The sequence below is a fragment of the Mesorhizobium sp. M8A.F.Ca.ET.218.01.1.1 genome (assembly GCF_004791165.1).
GTDB lineage: Bacteria > Pseudomonadota > Alphaproteobacteria > Rhizobiales > Rhizobiaceae > Mesorhizobium.
Genome location: NZ_SRUZ01000003.1, coordinates 554,512 through 570,552, shown reverse-complemented (window position 1 = coordinate 570,552; position 16,041 = coordinate 554,512). Strand labels below are relative to the sequence as shown.

The window sequence follows — 16,041 nt, the reverse complement described above, 5'->3', positions numbered from 1 at the left end:
AGATCCCAAGCTCGTCGTAGATTTGCCGCTCAAAGCCCCTCTTTCGCGGCCTCCGCCAGCCGGGCGGCGTACCGTGCCATGGTGTCGATCTCGAGATTGACGCGGTCGCCTGCCTTGCGCTCGCCCCAGGTGGTGACGGTCAGCGAGTGGTGGATCAACAGCACGTCGAAGCGGGTGCGCTCGACCCTGTTGACGGTGAGCGAGGTGCCGTCGAGCGCGACGGAGCCTTTCGGCGCGATGAATTTAGCCAGATCGCGCGGCGCTTCCAGCGTGAAGCGCACCGCGTCGCCCTCATCCTTGCGCTCGACGATCTCGGCGGTACCGTCGACATGGCCGGAAACGATGTGGCCGCCGAGCTCGTCGCCGATCTTCAGCGCCCGCTCCAGATTGATCCTGGTGCCCGATTTCCAACCCGCCGCCGTCGTCAGCCTGAGCGCCTCCTCCCAGGCCTCGACCTCGAACCAGCGCGCGTTCGACCCGCTGTCGGGCAAGGCAGTGACCGTCAGGCAGACGCCACCGCAGGAAATCGATGCGCCAATGGCGATGGTCTCGGGATCATAGGCGGTGTCGATGCGCAGTCCCACCCCTTCCCGCAGCGGCTTGACGGCGGCCACGGTGCCGATATCGGTGACAATCCCGGTAAACATCGATCGCTATCCCTGAAAATCCCTGATCCATTCGGCGTAGCCGTCTTCGCCGAACCGCATCTCGCGCAGCTTGCGAAAACCTGCCGGGATACGGTCGGCGTCGACAGGCGATGCAATGCCGTCACCGCCGATCGCTTCCGGTCCCTGGAACAGCACGATGCGGTCGACCAGCCCGTCGGCCAGGAAAGCGCTCGCCACCTTGGCGCCGCCCTCGACCAGCACGCTTGCCATGCCGAGCGCCGCCAGATCCTCGAGCAGTTCCGGCAATGCCACGCCGCCCTCATGCGTCTCCGTGCCGATGAAGCGCACGCCGGCGCGCTCGAGCGCCGCCCGGCGCTGCGGATCGGCCTCCAGGCAAGCCGCGACGTAAAGCGGTACGCGATCGACGCCCGACACCAGCTTCGACCCCTCCGGCAGCCTGATCTGGCGGTCGAGGACGATGCGCGCCGGTGAACGGTTCTCCAGCCCGGGCAAACGCACTGTCAGCGCCGGATCATCTTCCAGCGCCGTGCCGATGCCGACCAGAATGGCGTCCGCCTCGGCGCGCATCAGGTAGACTTCGCGGCGCGCCATGTCGCCTGTTATCGCGACCTGGCCGGCGCCTTCCCTGCCGATCTTGCCGTCGCTGGAAAGCGCAATCTTCAGAATCACTTCCGGGCGTTTTTTCAGAGAGCGAATCAAATAGCCCGCCATTTGTTCGGCCGCTTCGCCGGCCAGGACCTTTTCAACCACTTCGACGCCGGCGGCGCGCAGAATGGCATAGCCCTGGCCGGAGACCCGCGGATCGGGATCGCTCGCAGCTCCCACGACGCGCGCAACGCCGGCGTTGACCAGCGCATTGGCGCAAGGCGGCGTGCGGCCGTGATGGGCGCAAGGCTCCAGCGTGACATAGGCGGTGGCGCCGCGCGCGAGTTCGCCGGCCTCCGCCAGCGCCTCGGTCTCGGCGTGCGGCCGGCCACCAATCGCGGTCACGCCGGTACCGACGATCATCGGGCCTGAGCCGTCGTCACGCACGATGATCGTGCCGACGGATGGATTGGTCGAGGTGCGGCCGGCGTGCTTGCGCGACAGCCGCAAGGCCGCGGCCATGAAACGGCGGTCAAGGGCCGCTTGTTCGGCCTCGCTGCGTTGCGGTGCTGCCATGCTCAGCCGGCGTCCTCTTCGCTCTTGTCCTCGTCCCCCTTCAACTCGCCGAGCAGTTCGTGGAAATCCTTGGCCTCACGGAAATTGCGGTAGACCGAGGCGAAGCGCACATAGGCGACATCGTCGAGCGACTTCAGTGCATCCATGACCAGCCGGCCGACCTCACCCGAGGCCACTTCCGTCTCGCCCGAGCTTTCGAGCTGGCGCACGATGCCGGTCACGGCGCGATCGATGCGTTCGGGGTCGACGTTGCGCTTGCGCACCGCGATCTCGACGGAGCGCAACAGCTTGTCGCGGTCGAACGGCACTTTTCGCCCCGATTTCTTGACCACCACGAGATCGCGCAACTGCACGCGCTCGAACGTGGTGAAACGGCCGCCGCAATCGGGGCAGACACGCCGCCGGCGGATCGCCGCGCCGTCCTCGGCGGGACGCGAATCCTTCACCTGCGTATCTTCGGACTGGCAATAGGGACAGCGCATGGAGAGCCTTGGGTTCGCGAATCTGGTGAGGTGAAAGGCTTAGAGCCTTTCCGGTGCGGATTGAAGCAGTTCCGTTTCTTCGATCGCCTGCCGCGCCTCAGAGATAGCGAGGCGCGAGGAAGATTGCCAGCGCGGCAAGCAGCCAGACGGCAATGCCGCCGGCAACAGCCAGGCGATAGTCGACCTTGTCGATGAACAGCCAGCAGGCGCCGAGGAAGGCGAGATAGGCCGGAATCGTCTTCATTCCGGCAAGGCAGGCATCGCGGAACCCGCCCGGATCACCCTTGGCGCCGACGGCGAGCAACGCGATGACGGCAAAGGTCGGCGCCAGCGGCAGGATGCCGGGCAGGACATTGCCCCGCTTGGACGCCCAGACGATCAGGGCCGTCACCAGTCCGCCGACCACGCCTTTCCAGACGATATCCATGAGCAGCGCCTATGCCGATCCGGTCGTCCGCTTCACGGCGCCACATCCTTGGTTGGGAAGCCGCAGGACGTTCCGAGATTGCGGTAGGCCTTGGTGAAGCCGTCCATCGGAATGCTGGCGACAGCCTGCTTGCCGAAGGTCACGTCGAGCGAGGTGGCCTGGCGCATGGCACGCAGCAGCGCGAGACTGGTCTTAGCCTGATTGTCGACCGTCCAGCTGGGGCGGCCGATGACGCCATCGTTGGAGTAGACCGTGGCCGAAACCTTGACACCGGGATCGCCGAAAGTCGCCGCGATCTTCTTGCCGGTTGGCAGGGTCTTGTTGTCGATGGTGATCAAGATCGCCGGATAAGCATCGGGCGGCAGCGCATCGCCGGTCGAGATCGACAGTGTCAGCGTGGCCGAATTGCCGCTCGCATCGAAGAATGCCGTGGAGGCCGCGCAGGTCTTGTGCGCGTCCTGGCCGGTGTCGAGCGTATCGACCATAGTCGTCCAACGGCCGAAAGTGCTGGTGGCGGGCATGTCCGGAGCGGGCTGCGTCTGCGCCAAGGCAGGCCCGCAAGCAGCCAGCCAGCCGAAGGCGCTGAGTGAGGCAAGACAAAAATCGCGCATCATCAATCTCCAGTTCCATGCGTCACCCGATCAGGGGTGACGCACCGCCGGTAGATAAAAGATGACGCTTCGCGCCCGGTCAACCGAGATAAGGATGGTCAACCGAGATAGGGATAGAGCGGGAACCGATCGGTCAATGCAACGACCTTGGCCTTGACCGCCGCTTCGACCGCCGCATTGCCTTCGTCGGAATTGGCGACCTTGAGCCCATCCAGCACCTCGGCGATCAGCTTGCCGATCTCACGGAATTCGGCCTGGCCGAAGCCGCGCGTGGTGCCGGCCGGCGTACCCAGCCGCACGCCCGAAGTGACGAAGGGCTTTTCCGGGTCGAAAGGAATGCCGTTCTTGTTGCAGGTGATGTTGGCGCGGCCAAGGGCCGCCTCGGCGCGCTTGCCGGTGGCGTTCTTGGGCCTGAGGTCAACCAGCATCAGGTGGTTGTCGGTGCCGCCGGAGACGATGTCGAGACCCGTTTCCTTGAGGCTGGAAGCCAGCGCCTTGGCATTGGCGGCGACGCTTTCGGCATAGATCTTGAAGCTCGGCTTCAACGCTTCGCCGAAGGCCACTGCCTTGGCGGCGATGACATGCATCAGCGGGCCGCCCTGCAGGCCGGGGAACACCGCCGAGTTCATCTTCTTGGCGATATCCTCGTCATTGCACAGGATCATGCCGCCACGCGGACCACGCAACGATTTGTGCGTGGTGGTCGTCACCACATGGGCGTGCGGCAAGGGCGAGGGATGCACGCCGCCAGCGACGAGGCCCGCTATGTGCGCCATATCGACCATGAGATAGGCGCCGACGGCGTCCGCGATCTCGCGAAAACGCTTCCAATCCCAGACACGCGAATAGGCGGTGCCGCCGGCCAGGATCAGCTTCGGCTTGGTCTCGTGCGCGGTCTTTTCGATCGCGTCCATGTCGAGCAGGTGGTCGTCCTTGCGCACACCATAGGAGACGACCTTGAACCACTTGCCGCTCATGTTGACGGGCGAGCCGTGGGTCAGATGGCCACCGGAATTAAGGTCGAGGCCCATGAAGGTATCGCCGGGCTGCAGCAGCGCCAGGAACACAGCCTGGTTCATCTGGCTGCCGGAATTCGGCTGGACGTTCGCGAAATTGCAGCCAAACAGCTTTTTGGCGCGCTCAATGGCCAGTTCCTCAGCCACGTCGACGAACTGGCAGCCGCCATAGTAGCGCTTGCCAGGATAGCCCTCGGCATATTTGTTGGTCATGATCGAGCCCTGCGCCTCGAGCACGGCGCGCGAGACGATGTTTTCCGAGGCGATCAGTTCGATCTCGTGGCGCTGGCGACCGAGTTCGTTGCGGATGGCGCCGAAGATCTCCGGATCGGCATCTTCCAAAGTGGTTTCGAAGAAGGATTCGAATTTGTTCGACGCCGCCGCTGCTGTTGCCATGGCCTGAGTTCCCCTGGGGTTGGAAGGGCAAATTCGTGCATGCCGTCGTCCCAAACCACTGGACGGTTCCGGGCGACATGCATTGCGTTCGCCGGGCCATTAACACAGTTGTTTTAGCCTCGCCACGTTTGCGGCGCGAAATTTGCTGGCCGGTTTGCGGCAAACGATCGGGCGGACCGCTATTTCCTGTCCCGCCGCTGCTTCAGCAAGGCCTCGGTCAAGGTGATTTCGGAAAATAGCGCGCGCATCGTGTGATCATTGATCTCTTGGCTCCGGAACATGTCGCGCAGCGCGGAGCGTTCGGCTTCGATGCCCGCCGCCCTGAGTTCCAGCTCCAGCCTGCCGGCCTCGCGGGCCTCGGCGCGGGCCTCGGCGGCCTCGTCGGAAGCCGCGATGCGTCTACGGTAACCTGCCACGATGCTGTCGGCGACGGCGAGCCGGGCCTCGACCGCCTCGCCCTCGCCTTGCTCGTTGGCGATGCTCTCGATCCTGGCGATCGCCGCATTGGCGGCGCCGACGCGCGCGCGGCGCTCCTCCGCGGCGGCCGGATCCTCGCCCGGCTCGACCAGCCCCCGCGCGATCCTGGGCAAGGCAAAGCTGGCAATGACGAGCGAGCAGATGATGACGCCGGCGGCCAGGAAGATCACCACATCGCGTGCCGGAAAGGGCGAGCCATCCTGCAAAGCCAGCGGCAATGACAGGATGCCCGCCAATGTGATGGCGCCGCGCACGCCGGCTACCGAGCCGGCGAGCCGGACGCGAAATCCGAACGGCGAGGCCTCGCGCTTGCCGAGGCGCGCCGCGATCGCCTGGGCGATGTCGCCGACCCAGATCCACAGGAAGCGCAGCCCGATCAGGCAGAGCGTCAGGATCAGCACCGTCGCCACCGGCTCGATCAGCCAATGCCGGCTGGACAATTCCGGCGGAACCTTGCGGATGATGTCGGGAAGCTGCAGGCCGAGCAGAATGAACAGAGCGCCATTGAAGACGAAAGTGAGCGTCGCCCAGAGCGACAGGGTCTGCATGCGCGCCGACACGCCGAGGTGGCGGTACATGCCGGAGACCCCGGTCAGCAGGCCGGCGGTCACCGCCGCCAGGATGCCCGAAGCTCCGACATGCTCGGCGCCGAGATAGGCAACGAAAGGCAGCAGGATCATGACGAGAACCTGCGCCTCGGCCGGCACGCCGCCGATGCGGTTGAGCAGTTGCAGCGTCTTGGCGGCGATGAACAGGGCCGCGAGGCCGGCCAGGATGCCGGCGGCGACGGCATAGAGGAAGCTGAGCGAGGCTCCCGCGAGGGAGAAGCTGCCGGTCAATGCCGCAGCCACCGCAAAGCGGAACATGACCAGGCCCGACGCGTCGTTGAGCAGCGACTCGCCCTCCAATATATGCATCAGTCGGGACGGAACCACATTCCTGTCAACGATCGAGGACACCGCCACGGCGTCGGTCGGCGACAGCACGGCGGCGAGCGCGAAAGCGACGACGAGCGGAATGCTCGGCACCAGCCAGTGCAAAGCATAGCCGAAGCCGACAATGGTGAAGAAGACGAGCCCGATGGCGAGGTCGAGGATCGGTCCGCGCAAACCGATGAGCTCACGTTTGGGCGCCGCGAAGGCGTCACCGAACAGAAGCGGCGGGATGAACACCAGCAGGAAAAGTTCGGGATCGATCTCGACATGCAGGCCTCTGGCCGGCCAGGCAAGGGCCGCGCCGATGGCGATCTGCAGCACCGGCAGCGGCACCCGAACCAGCCGGACGAGCGCGCCGGACAGTGCCACGAAGACGAGCACGACGAGAATGAAGAGAGCGACGTCCATGGCACGATTCCGGCTGTTTGCCGACCATGGCCAATGGCTGGAACTTCGTCCAGCCGGTCGAAGGCTCGATCTGACGGCGTCCGCAACAAAAAAGCCGCTCTGAGAGCGGCTTTTTTTCAAAAGTATCAGCCAGTTAGAGAGAAGACGTGATCTGCAGCTCGCTGGCGCCATCGAGCGCATAGACGTCGTCGCGGAACTGGACGACGCCAGGTCCCGTCGACCATGCCGAGAGATAGAGGAAATGCACCGGCACCGGGTTGGTGACCTGGATCGGTGTGTTCTGACCAGTCTTGATAGCCGCCTCGAAATGCTGGCGATCCCAGCCGGGCGTGTCGCGCAGGATCCAGGTGACGAGATCGCGCACGTTCTGGACGCGCACGCAGCCCGAGGAATCGAAGCGCATCATCTTGCCGAACAGGCTCTGCTGCGGCGTGTCATGCATGTAGACTCCGTCCGGGCTCGGGAAATTGATCTTGACCGAGGCCATGGCGTTTTCCGAACCGGGATCCTGGCGGAAACGGTACTTTTCGGCATCGTCCGTCGACCAGTCGACATTCATCGGATCGACTTCACTGCCATCGGGCGCGAACAGGCGGATGTGGCTGTTCTTGAGATAATCGGGATTCTTCCGCATCAGCGGAATGATGTCCTTGCGCACGATCGAGACCGGTGCGTTCCAGTACGGATTGACGATGATCTCGTTGATCTTGGAATTGACGATCGGCGTCTGGCGATCGATCTTGCCGACGATCGCGGTGTGGCGAAGCACGACGCGGTCGTTCTCGACCGCTTCGATCTGCGCGGCCGGAATGTCGACCAGCACGTAGCGGCTGCCCAGCGTACCGGCCTTCTCCTTCAGGCGCTGCAGATTGGTCTGCAGCTGGCCAAGCCGGATCTGCGCCGACACGTTCATCGCGGCGTAGGTGTATTTGCCCATCGAGCCGTCAGCCGGCAGGCCATGGCGCAACTGGAAGCGCTTGACCGCCGAATCGACATAGGAATCGAAGGCCGTCGAAATGCCGGCACTCTGCGACAGGTCGCCAGCAACCATCAGGCGCTTGCGCAGCGGCACCACGTCCGGATCGTCGACGCCGAGCTGAAGCTTCTTGGTCGCGGGTACGTCCGTCCAGCCGCCCTGCGAGACGATGTTCTGATACTGCGCGACCGCCTGCTCGGTGAAGGCGACGGTCTGCGGGCTGAAGATTGGCAGCGTCGAGGCCACCTTGCCGCCTTCGCTGGCGCGCGCATCGAACTGATCATCCCAGTTGCCGCGGGCCGAGGATTTCAGGATATCCCCGATCACATCCTGCGCATTCGCACGGCCGGCCACCATGGCGGCTGCGAGCGCGGAGGCTCCGGAAAGGAAAAAACGGCGGCTGGTTCTCATGGACGTTCCAGACATTCTTGTAGCGTTCGATCACTTGCTGCGTCGATCATCGCGCGATCTCGCCCGCACTCTAAAATCGGCAATCTTAACAATTAGCCAACCATGGTCCGTATCACATCGGCGACAAAGGCATAGGCGCGACACGGTTGCGGGTGGACGCATGGTCTTCACCACAGCATCACTGCCACTCTCGGTTCCATTGGAATATGGCGGCAACGTGGCCTTGGCCCGTAATTTGCTTTGGCCGGACGCAAGAAAGAAAAGACCGGTGCTTTTCGGCACCGGCCCTGACTGGAGGTCGCTGTTTCGGCCGCGCTTCTGCGGCGCGGCTCGGTTTCCTGGGTGGTCTTACATCCGATAGGCAATCGTGTCGTTCCAAAAGCGGTCGAGGCGCTGCAGGGCGCGGTTCATCTGCTTGAACTCGTCGGTGTTGATACCGCCGACCTGTTCGATCGAGCCGACATGACGCTCATAGAGACCGGCGACCACATCAGCCACTTCATTGCCCTTCGGCGTCAGCGAAACGCGGACCGAACGGCGGTCGATGCGCGAGCGCTGGTGGTTGATGAAGCCGAGATCGACCAGCTTCTTCAGATTGTAGGAGACGTTCGAGCCGAGATAGTAGCCACGCGAACGCAGCTCGCCGGCGGTCAGCTCGGAATTGCCGATGTTGAAGAGCAGCAGCGCCTGGATGGCGTTGATGTCGGAACGGCCGTTGCGGTCGAATTCGTCCTTGATGACATCAAGCAGACGGCGGTGCAGACGCTCGACCAGCTGCAGCGATTCCATGTACAGGGAACGGATAGCCTCGCGGCGATCGTCGGAAACGTTGGCGGTCTTCGCCGCCGGACGCGAATTGATCATTGTCTTTGCCTCTCGTTTGTCGCCCTGGTGATTTTTTGTTTTTCACCTTGATCGCGACACTATCGAATACTCATAAAATTCGACTTAAACGCTAGGGCTAACAAGAGCTTACCGGTAAGAGGTTTCGGAAGAGGCTTAACGAACGGTCACCCGAGCAAGGATGATTAACCTAAAGATTTAGGCAATGACCGCGGGGCCGGATAGAGGCGATCGCCAAGTCGCCAACGCGCACAATGGCTTAGTGCCGTGCCGGCCGTTTCTGCAGGTAGATGACGACGCGAAAGACGATGTAGAGCAGCGCCACGCAGGCATGCGAGACGAGGATCAGGAGACGATGGCCGAAAAGCTCGGGAAAGCCGGCATACATGACCGTCTCGGTGACCGCGCATATGAACCAGATCACCGGCCCCCAGGACGCCAGCATCCACAAGCCGGCCGCGGCGAAGGGAAAGAACACGGCGAGCATCACCGCCGCCACCTGCCAATGCACCGGCATAAGGTCGAAGCGCCACAGCGAGCCCGGATAGAATCCGATCAGCTTGATCCAGTACAGGACGCCGAACATCAGGCAGTAGCCTGCAATGACGCGCTGGAACCAGGCGAAGATCACCTCGACCGCCGAGGGCTGCAGGACGACGCGTCTCGATGTCGCCTCGCTCACAGCCCAAGCTCCCGATCGCCGAGCGGAGCGAAATAGGCCTCGACGTCCGCCTCGGCGACCGCATCGATCTTTGCCGGCCGCCATTGCGGCTTCGAGCCCTTGTCGATGATGGCGGCACGGATGCCTTCGTAGAAATCGTGGCCGGCCAGCATGCGGTTCAGGATGCGGAACTCCATCCTCATGCAATCGTCCATCGACAATGTCTGCCCGGCGCTGATCTGCCGCCAGGCGACGCGAAGGCTGGTCGGCGAGCGCATGCGGATCGTCGCCAGGGTTTTGGCCGCGAACTCGTCCTTGCCGGCGCGATCCAGGCTGTCGATGAGATCCGGCAGCGACGGCTGGGCGAAATGACGGGCGATCGCCTCCAGGATCGGCCTCTCCGTCTCCCGCTTGGCCGGAACAAAAAAACCGCGCAGCACCGATTCCGGATCGCCCGTCAGCGCCAGCCGGTCGAGGAAGCTTGCCTGGTCTTCGGTCTTGATGGTGTGGGTGGCCAGCCCCGACCACAGGGCATCGCCATAGCGGATGCGGTTGCCTGTCAGCGCCAGGTACATGCCGAAGGAACCGCCGAGATCGGGCAGCAGATGACTGGCGCCGACGTCGGGGAAAAAGCCGATGCCGACCTCAGGCATCGCGAACTGCGCATTTTCGGTCATCACCCGATGCGAGCCGTGAAAGGAAATGCCGACTCCGCCGCCCATGACGATGCCGTCGATGAGGGCGACATAGGGTTTCTTGAAACGCGCGATATAGGCGTTGAGCCGATACTCGTCGGCGAAGAACTCGACCGGCGGCTTTCCGGCCCGGCCGGCTTCGTAGATGTGCAGGATGTCGCCTCCAGCCGAAAACGCCCTGCCCTCGGCCTTGACGGCGACGACGTCCACGCCGTCGTCGCGCTCCCAGGAACGCAGGGCCTTGTCCAGCGCCTTGACCATGGGATGGGTGACGGCATTGAGTGCCTGCGGCCGCGTCAGCGTGACGACGCCGGCCCTGCCCATCCTTTCGAAGCGAATTTCGTCGCCTCCACCAAAATCCATCGCCAGAGAATCCTTGTCCCCGCGCCTGCGGGACTGAAGTGCTAAGCGGCGACCAGGGGAACGTCAATTGCCGGGCGCGAAGAGAGGCAGGTCAGTCAGGTCGAATTGCGGCAAGCGCGCTACCATACGAACGGGATCAGCGCCTTGGTCCGCTCGACATAGGTGGGGAACTCATCGGGAAATTGCCGCGCCATAAGCCGGACCTCGGCGCCGACCCGCCACACAAAGATCGCCCCCAGCAGAATGAGCAGAAAGACGAACGGGCCACCGAGCGCGACCGCGGAGCCGATGCCCGCGAGCAGGCCGCCCGTATACATGGGATGGCGCACGTAGCGGTACGGGCCTGACGTCACCAGCTCATGTCCCTGCTTGGCTGAAACGGTCTGGCTCCAGTTACGCCCGAGGCTTTGCCGCGCCCAGACCAGGAAAAGCATGCCGGCAACCGTCATCAGCATGCCGACGCTGCTGACCATCCCGTTCACGGGCGCGAAGTTGACGAAGGCGAAGAATGGCAGACTCGGAAGCAGGAAAGCCGCGATCATGGCCAACATCAGGCCGAAGCTCTGCAGCAAATGCGGCTCCGTATCCCGTTTCACTACGGTCGCTTGGACAGTCAGGTAGACAATGAGCAGTATCCAGGCGGCATAGATGAACCACACGACGGTCATGGCTGCTCCTCGCAATGCCGGCCGCGCCATTCGGTGCAACGCGTTCCGTCTTGGCCGAAGCTGGCGCCCAGTGCTAGAAGATGGCCACCTTCAACCGGACGGCAAGACATGGCCGGACTTTCCCGTCTCGCAACGATCGGCCTGATGGTTATCTGCGTCATGTCTCGCGACGCCGTCGCCGCGACGGTCGACGATCTTTACCAATCGCAGACCATCGTCACCGGCCAGGGTGAAGAAAACCGTCAGCTCGGCTTCAGGACTTGCCTCGACAAGGTCCTCGTCCGTGTTTCGGGCGATCAGCGGCTGCTTGCCAGACGCGAAATGGACGCGCTGCGCGACAAGGCCGGCAGCTTTGTCGACTCGTTCCGGTACCGCGACCGGCTGGAAGGCATTCCGATCCATGACGAGCAAGGCACGCATGACCGGCCGCATGACCTCACCTGCCTCTACAAGCCTGACGTGATCGACAAGGTGCTGGCGTCGCTCGGCAGCAAACCCTGGCTTGGCGAGCGGCCGACGCTCACCGTCTTTCTCACGACCGAACAGGGCGCTCGGCATTTCGCACTGACGGCCGAGGAAAAGCGTGGCGAGACGATGCGCGAATCCTTCGTCAATGCCACCGGTCCAACACTGATGCATGTCGTCTTTCCGAAGGCCGCGCAGCTTGGGGACCTGAGCGAAGAAGCGTTGCGCGCGGCCGACATGGCAAGGCTCGATCGGCTGGCCAAACAGGCCGGTGGCGCCAGAGCGCTCGCCGGCAGCATCGTATGGAGCGACAAGGAATTCGGCTGGATCGCCGATTGGCGGCTGGCCGATCACGGCAAGACCTATCGTTGGCAGGTGCGAGGGGTCAGCTTCGACGAGGCGTTCCGTGTCGCCATCGGAGGCGCGGCGCAGATCCTTTCGGGTAATGGGCAGCCCTGACCCAATAGGCGTGGTGGGACAGCGCTGTGGCAGCTTTGACCCCTGGCACAAACGTGTCGCATTGGTCAGCACCAGGGGCTCGTGGTAAAAGCCGCCGATCCGGAGTTTTGGCCATGAACAAATTCACCCCAGCAAAACCTGCCGGCGCGCGCAGCGTCGACGACGTCACCGGCAGCCGCCGCCTGCGCCGCATGCGCAAGGCCGACTGGTCGCGCAGGCTCGTGCAGGAGAACCGGCTTTCGGTCGACGACCTGATCTGGCCGATCTTCGTCGTCGAGGGCAGAAATGTCCGCGAACCGATCGCCGCCATGCCCGGCGTTTTCCGCCTTTCGGTCGACCTTGCCGTCAAGGAAGCCGAACGCGCTGCCAAGCTCGGCATTCCGGCACTAGCCACTTTCCCAAATGTCGATCTCGGCCTGCGCGACCAGACAGGCTCGCACATCCTCGACCCGGAAAACATCATCAACCGCGCCACCCGCGCGATAAAGGACGCGGTGCCCGAGATCGGCATCATCACCGATGCCGCGCTCGACCCGTTCACCAGCCATGGCCATGACGGCATCCTGCGCGACGGCATCATCGTCAATGACGAAACCGTGGAACAGGTCGCGGCGGCTGCCGTCATCCAGGCGGCGGCCGGTGCCGACATCATCGCGCCTTCGGACATGATGGACGGCCGTATCGGCGCCATCCGCGACGCGCTCGACGCCAACGGTTTTCAGGACGTGGCGATCATGTCCTACGCCACCAAATTCGCCTCGGCCTTCTACGGCCCCTATCGCGAGGCGGTCGGCACCGCCGGCCTGCTCAAGGGCGACAAGAAGACCTACTATATCGACCACGCGAATTCGGACGAGGCGGTGCGCGAGGCCGAACAGGACATCGCCGAGGGCGCCGACATGCTGATGGTCAAGCCCGGCCTGCCCTATCTCGACATCATCCGCCGGCTGAAGGACGAATTCCAGATGCCGACCTTCGCCTACCAGGTGTCGGGCGAATATTCGATGATCAAGGCGGCGGGTGCAAATGGCTGGATCGATGGCGAGAAGGCGATGCTGGAATCGCTGCTCGCCTTCAAGCGTGCCGGCTGCGATGGCATCCTGACCTATTTCGCGCCCGAAGTGGCTGTGATGCTGAAGGGCTAGCCCCGACTTCCCGGGCAATGCCTTTCAGTAGGTGTCACCACTCTTTCGATCGGTCGGCGGTTCCTTCGAATTCCCGCTGACAAAAACCGGCAGCTGCAGCTATGATAGTCGCACGGCCGGAGGCGGCCGGCAGCCCGCACCTCGGACAAAGAGGTATGGCGAACGCCTCCAGAGGATGCTCCCTGACCCGTTTCACCGTCGGGCGAAGGCGTCGGCAATGCGGGCACTGACGAAGGCTTCGCCGTGACCCGAGGAAACGGACATGCTTGCCTATCGCGATGCCAAGACCATGGCGAAAGCCATGCGGGAGGCGCTTGCCGCCCGCGACCTGACGATCAGCCACAGTGACGCCCTGGAGATCGTCGCGCGCCAGTTTGGACTGGCGAGCTGGAATATTCTGTCGGCGAAGATCGAAGCGCCGCCTGCCGGCCAAGACAAGATCGTCTTCGAGCGAACCGCGCCGATCGTTCGCATCTTCGACGTCGCCAAGGCGCACGAATTCTACCTAGGCTTCCTCGGCTTCACCGTGGACTGGGAGCACCGCTATGGGGAAAGTTCCCCTCTCTATACCCAAGTCTCGCGTGGCAACCTTGCACTGCACCTGTCCGAACATGCGGGCGACGCGACGCCTGGCGGCAACATGGTCGTTTATATGACAGGCATCCGCGACTTCCACAAAGAGCTTGCCGGCAAGGAGTACCGCTACATGAATCCCGGCCTGGAGCATGAAGACGGCCGGCTGACGGTGGAGGTCATCGACCCGTTCAGCAACCACATCCGCTTCATGGAACTGACGGGCGAATGAGCTGATATCGCGGCGGCCTGGGCGGCCGTCACTGGCCGTCCGGGCCGATCGCTAAAAACAGTCCCGACATCGCCAGGCGGCAAAGGTCCGGATACATACTTTCGATCCGAAAATACCGCTTGCAATTCGCAATCAGTTTGCTAAAAGAAAACCACTTGCAAATTACAACTGGTTATCGAGGAGGTCTTCATGTCAAAACTTCGTGTCAACGCGTTTACCCTCTCGCTCGACGGCTATGGCGCCGGTCCTGATCAGGATCTGCAAAATCCGCTCGGCATCGGCGGAGGATCCTTGCACAAGTGGTTTGTCGACACCCGCACCTTCCGCAAGATGGTGCTCGGACAAGATGGCGGCACCACCGATACCAACGAGGCGTTCGCGGCGCGCAGCTTCGAGAATGTCGGCGCCTGGATCCTGGGCCGCAACATGTTCGGGCCGATCCGCGGAGAATGGCCTGACGACAAGTGGAAGGGCTGGTGGGGCGACAACCCGCCCTACCATGTGCCGGTTTTCGTGCTGACGCACCACAAGCGGGCGTCTATCACCATGGAAGGGGGCACGAATTTCCATTTCGTCACCGACGGCATCCATTCGGCGCTCGAGCAGGCGAGATCGGCGGCTGGCGGCAAGGACGTGCGGGTCGGCGGCGGCGTCGATATGATCCGCCAATATCTCCAGGAGAGGCTGATCGACGAGATGCACCTGGCGATTTCGCCGGTGCTGCTTGGCCGGGGCGAGAACCTTTTTGCCGGCCTCGACATGCCCAAGCTTGGCTACGCGTGCACCGAGCAGGTGGCGACGGCGCTGGCCACGCACGTGGTTATCAATCGGGCTTAAGCTCGGCGCCGCCCCTCATCCGCCTGCCGGCACCTCCCGTATAGTGACGGGGAGAAGGAAGGGTCACTCAATATTTCTCCGGCACGTAAAGCTCGCGCGGCAGGACCTGGCGTTCGTATTCCGGGTTGAAAACGCGCTCCGGCAGCGTGATCTCCTCGTGCGGCACCTCTTCATATGGCAGCTGCTTGAGCAGATGGTCGATGCAGTTCAGGCGTGCCCGCTTCTTGTCGTTGCCCTCGACTATGTACCAGGGCGCTTCGGGAATGTTGGTGCGGGCGAAGGTTTCTTCCTTGGCCTTGGTGTACTGCTCCCAGCGCACCCGCGACTGTAGGTCCATCGGCGACAGTTTCCACTGCTTCATCGGATCGTGGATGCGCATCAGGAAGCGCATCTGCTGTTCCTCATCGGTGATCGAGAACCAGTATTTGACCACCGTGACGCCGGAGCGCACCAGCATGCGCTCGAACTCCGGCACGTCGTGGAAAAACTCCTCGACCTGATCGGGGCTGGCGAAGCCCATCACCCGCTCGACGCCGGAGCGGTTATACCAGGAGCGGTCGAACAGCACGATCTCGCCGCCTGCGGGCAAATGCGGGACATAGCGCTGGAAATACCATTGCGACTTCTCGCGTTCGGTCGGCGCCGGAAGCGCCACGACGCGACAGATACGCGGATTGAGCCGCTGGGTTATGCGCTTGATGACGCCACCCTTGCCGGCGGAATCGCGGCCCTCGAAAATCACCACCAGTTTCTTCTTGTGATAGGCGACCCAGGATTGCAGCTTGATCAATTCGGACTGCAGGGTGATCAAGTCGCGAAAATACTGCATGCGATCGATCGAAGGCGGATGCGAGTTCTTGTAGATCTTGGCGATCTCCATCGACAGCGCCGGTTCCGACAATTCGAGTTCATAATCTTCGTCGAGCGTGTCGGCGAGTTCAGCTTCAAGCCAGTCCTTGGCAGGGGAATTCTGTCTTAGCTCGGTCATATCAACTGCTCCGCTTGCAAGCCTGTCGGTTCCCTGGGGCGTCCCCAAATTGCTGCCAGCGGCCGGGAATGGAAACACCTGAGCCGACTTCAATATAGGCCGGCGGTGACGGTTTTATTGCAGCCGGGCGCGATTTGCCGCCGGTGCAAATTTCGCGACGCATGATCGATCGGCGTCATCGCA

Annotated in this window: 17 protein-coding genes; 4 read left to right on the top strand and 13 right to left on the bottom strand. The window is 63.0% G+C overall.

All coding sequences use genetic code 11. From position 1 onward, the window contains the following. Nucleotides 1–29: 29 nt before the first annotated feature. The 12 genes from EN861_RS13920 to EN861_RS13865 all read right to left on the bottom strand — a co-directional run bounded on the left by EN861_RS13920 (nt 30) and on the right by EN861_RS13865 (nt 11,150). Nucleotides 30–647 carry a riboflavin synthase gene (locus EN861_RS13920; RefSeq protein ID WP_135864028.1) on the bottom strand — a complete coding sequence of 206 codons (618 nt, stop codon included), beginning with the start codon at nt 645–647 and terminating at the stop codon, nt 30–32. 6 nt (nt 648–653) lie between these two features. Then, the gene (ribD, locus tag EN861_RS13915) at nt 654–1,790 is read right to left on the bottom strand and encodes a bifunctional diaminohydroxyphosphoribosylaminopyrimidine deaminase/5-amino-6-(5-phosphoribosylamino)uracil reductase RibD (protein ID WP_135864026.1); all 1,137 of its coding nucleotides are present in this window, start codon (nt 1,788–1,790) and stop codon (nt 654–656) included. A gap of 2 nt (nt 1,791–1,792) precedes the next feature. Continuing rightward, entirely contained in the window at nt 1,793–2,272 is a 480-nt protein-coding gene (nrdR, locus tag EN861_RS13910) for a transcriptional regulator NrdR (RefSeq protein WP_127281280.1), read from the bottom strand. A 97-nt stretch (nt 2,273–2,369) separates the two neighbouring features. Beyond that, the gene (locus EN861_RS13905) at nt 2,370–2,699 is read right to left on the bottom strand and encodes a GlpM family protein (protein ID WP_127281281.1); all 330 of its coding nucleotides are present in this window, start codon (nt 2,697–2,699) and stop codon (nt 2,370–2,372) included. Nucleotides 2,700–2,731: 32 nt separating this feature from the next. After that, nucleotides 2,732–3,310 carry a hypothetical protein gene (locus EN861_RS13900; RefSeq protein ID WP_135864024.1) on the bottom strand — a complete coding sequence of 193 codons (579 nt, stop codon included), beginning with the start codon at nt 3,308–3,310 and terminating at the stop codon, nt 2,732–2,734. A 98-nt stretch (nt 3,311–3,408) separates the two neighbouring features. Next, a complete protein-coding gene (glyA, locus tag EN861_RS13895; protein WP_135864020.1) occupies nt 3,409–4,722 on the bottom strand; it encodes a serine hydroxymethyltransferase in 1,314 nt (437 codons plus the stop codon). 179 nt (nt 4,723–4,901) lie between these two features. Beyond that, nucleotides 4,902–6,542, bottom strand: a complete 1,641-nt coding sequence (locus EN861_RS13890; protein ID WP_127279283.1) for a Na+/H+ antiporter — start codon at nt 6,540–6,542, stop codon at nt 4,902–4,904. 133 nt (nt 6,543–6,675) lie between these two features. Continuing rightward, nucleotides 6,676–7,929 (bottom strand): L,D-transpeptidase family protein, encoded by a 1,254-nt coding sequence (locus tag EN861_RS13885; protein ID WP_127279282.1) that lies wholly within the window; start codon nt 7,927–7,929, stop codon nt 6,676–6,678. A gap of 348 nt (nt 7,930–8,277) precedes the next feature. Next, nucleotides 8,278–8,793 carry a winged helix DNA-binding protein gene (locus EN861_RS13880; protein ID WP_013896002.1) on the bottom strand — a complete coding sequence of 172 codons (516 nt, stop codon included), beginning with the start codon at nt 8,791–8,793 and terminating at the stop codon, nt 8,278–8,280. A gap of 238 nt (nt 8,794–9,031) precedes the next feature. Beyond that, nucleotides 9,032–9,454, bottom strand: coding sequence for a DUF6163 family protein (locus EN861_RS13875; RefSeq protein WP_127279281.1), 423 nt, complete (start codon nt 9,452–9,454; stop codon nt 9,032–9,034). Next, nucleotides 9,451–10,491: an enoyl-CoA hydratase/isomerase family protein gene (locus tag EN861_RS13870; protein WP_127279280.1), complete on the bottom strand. Its 1,041-nt coding sequence runs from the start codon at nt 10,489–10,491 to the stop codon at nt 9,451–9,453. Before EN861_RS13870 ends, EN861_RS13875 begins: the two co-directional genes overlap by 4 nt. A 119-nt stretch (nt 10,492–10,610) precedes the next feature. Continuing rightward, a complete protein-coding gene (locus EN861_RS13865) occupies nt 10,611–11,150 on the bottom strand; it encodes an isoprenylcysteine carboxylmethyltransferase family protein (protein ID WP_210235184.1) in 540 nt (179 codons plus the stop codon). A 117-nt stretch (nt 11,151–11,267) separates the two neighbouring features. On the opposite strand from EN861_RS13865, the gene EN861_RS13860 reads away from it, so the two are divergent. The 4 genes from EN861_RS13860 to EN861_RS13845 all read left to right on the top strand — a co-directional run bounded on the left by EN861_RS13860 (nt 11,268) and on the right by EN861_RS13845 (nt 14,870). After that, nucleotides 11,268–12,083: a DUF2066 domain-containing protein gene (locus EN861_RS13860; RefSeq protein ID WP_135864018.1), complete on the top strand. Its 816-nt coding sequence runs from the start codon at nt 11,268–11,270 to the stop codon at nt 12,081–12,083. Nucleotides 12,084–12,196: 113 nt separating this feature from the next. Next, nucleotides 12,197–13,228: a porphobilinogen synthase gene (gene hemB / locus EN861_RS13855; protein WP_127280910.1), complete on the top strand. Its 1,032-nt coding sequence runs from the start codon at nt 12,197–12,199 to the stop codon at nt 13,226–13,228. A gap of 262 nt (nt 13,229–13,490) precedes the next feature. Next, nucleotides 13,491–14,033, top strand: coding sequence for a glyoxalase superfamily protein (locus EN861_RS13850; protein WP_135864016.1), 543 nt, complete (start codon nt 13,491–13,493; stop codon nt 14,031–14,033). Between the two features lie 189 nt (nt 14,034–14,222). After that, entirely contained in the window at nt 14,223–14,870 is a 648-nt protein-coding gene (locus tag EN861_RS13845) for a dihydrofolate reductase family protein (RefSeq protein ID WP_135864013.1), read from the top strand. A 67-nt stretch (nt 14,871–14,937) separates the two neighbouring features. Here the strand turns inward: EN861_RS13845 and ppk2 are convergent, their stop codons facing one another. After that, entirely contained in the window at nt 14,938–15,858 is a 921-nt protein-coding gene (gene ppk2 / locus EN861_RS13840; protein ID WP_127280737.1) for a polyphosphate kinase 2, read from the bottom strand. Nucleotides 15,859–16,041: the final 183 nt, after the last annotated feature.

Bases quoted from the DNA above. Each gene is read 5' to 3' on its own strand.
- EN861_RS13860 (WP_135864018.1), top strand. From the start codon at position 11,268: ATGGCCGGACTTTCCCGTCTCGCAACGATCGGCCTGATGGTTATCTGC.
- EN861_RS13905 (WP_127281281.1), bottom strand. From the start codon at position 2,699: ATGGATATCGTCTGGAAAGGCGTGGTCGGCGGACTGGTGACGGCCCTG.
- EN861_RS13880 (WP_013896002.1), bottom strand. From the start codon at position 8,793: ATGATCAATTCGCGTCCGGCGGCGAAGACCGCCAACGTTTCCGACGAT.
- EN861_RS13890 (WP_127279283.1), bottom strand. From the start codon at position 6,542: ATGGACGTCGCTCTCTTCATTCTCGTCGTGCTCGTCTTCGTGGCACTG.
- ribD (WP_135864026.1), bottom strand. From the start codon at position 1,790: ATGGCAGCACCGCAACGCAGCGAGGCCGAACAAGCGGCCCTTGACCGC.
- nrdR (WP_127281280.1), bottom strand. From the start codon at position 2,272: ATGCGCTGTCCCTATTGCCAGTCCGAAGATACGCAGGTGAAGGATTCG.
- EN861_RS13900 (WP_135864024.1), bottom strand. From the start codon at position 3,310: ATGCGCGATTTTTGTCTTGCCTCACTCAGCGCCTTCGGCTGGCTGGCT.
- glyA (WP_135864020.1), bottom strand. From the start codon at position 4,722: ATGGCAACAGCAGCGGCGGCGTCGAACAAATTCGAATCCTTCTTCGAA.
- EN861_RS13870 (WP_127279280.1), bottom strand. From the start codon at position 10,491: ATGGATTTTGGTGGAGGCGACGAAATTCGCTTCGAAAGGATGGGCAGG.
- EN861_RS13920 (WP_135864028.1), bottom strand. From the start codon at position 647: ATGTTTACCGGGATTGTCACCGATATCGGCACCGTGGCCGCCGTCAAG.
- EN861_RS13885 (WP_127279282.1), bottom strand. From the start codon at position 7,929: ATGAGAACCAGCCGCCGTTTTTTCCTTTCCGGAGCCTCCGCGCTCGCA.
- EN861_RS13850 (WP_135864016.1), top strand. From the start codon at position 13,491: ATGCTTGCCTATCGCGATGCCAAGACCATGGCGAAAGCCATGCGGGAG.
- hemB (WP_127280910.1), top strand. From the start codon at position 12,197: ATGAACAAATTCACCCCAGCAAAACCTGCCGGCGCGCGCAGCGTCGAC.
- ppk2 (WP_127280737.1), bottom strand. From the start codon at position 15,858: ATGACCGAGCTAAGACAGAATTCCCCTGCCAAGGACTGGCTTGAAGCT.
- EN861_RS13845 (WP_135864013.1), top strand. From the start codon at position 14,223: ATGTCAAAACTTCGTGTCAACGCGTTTACCCTCTCGCTCGACGGCTAT.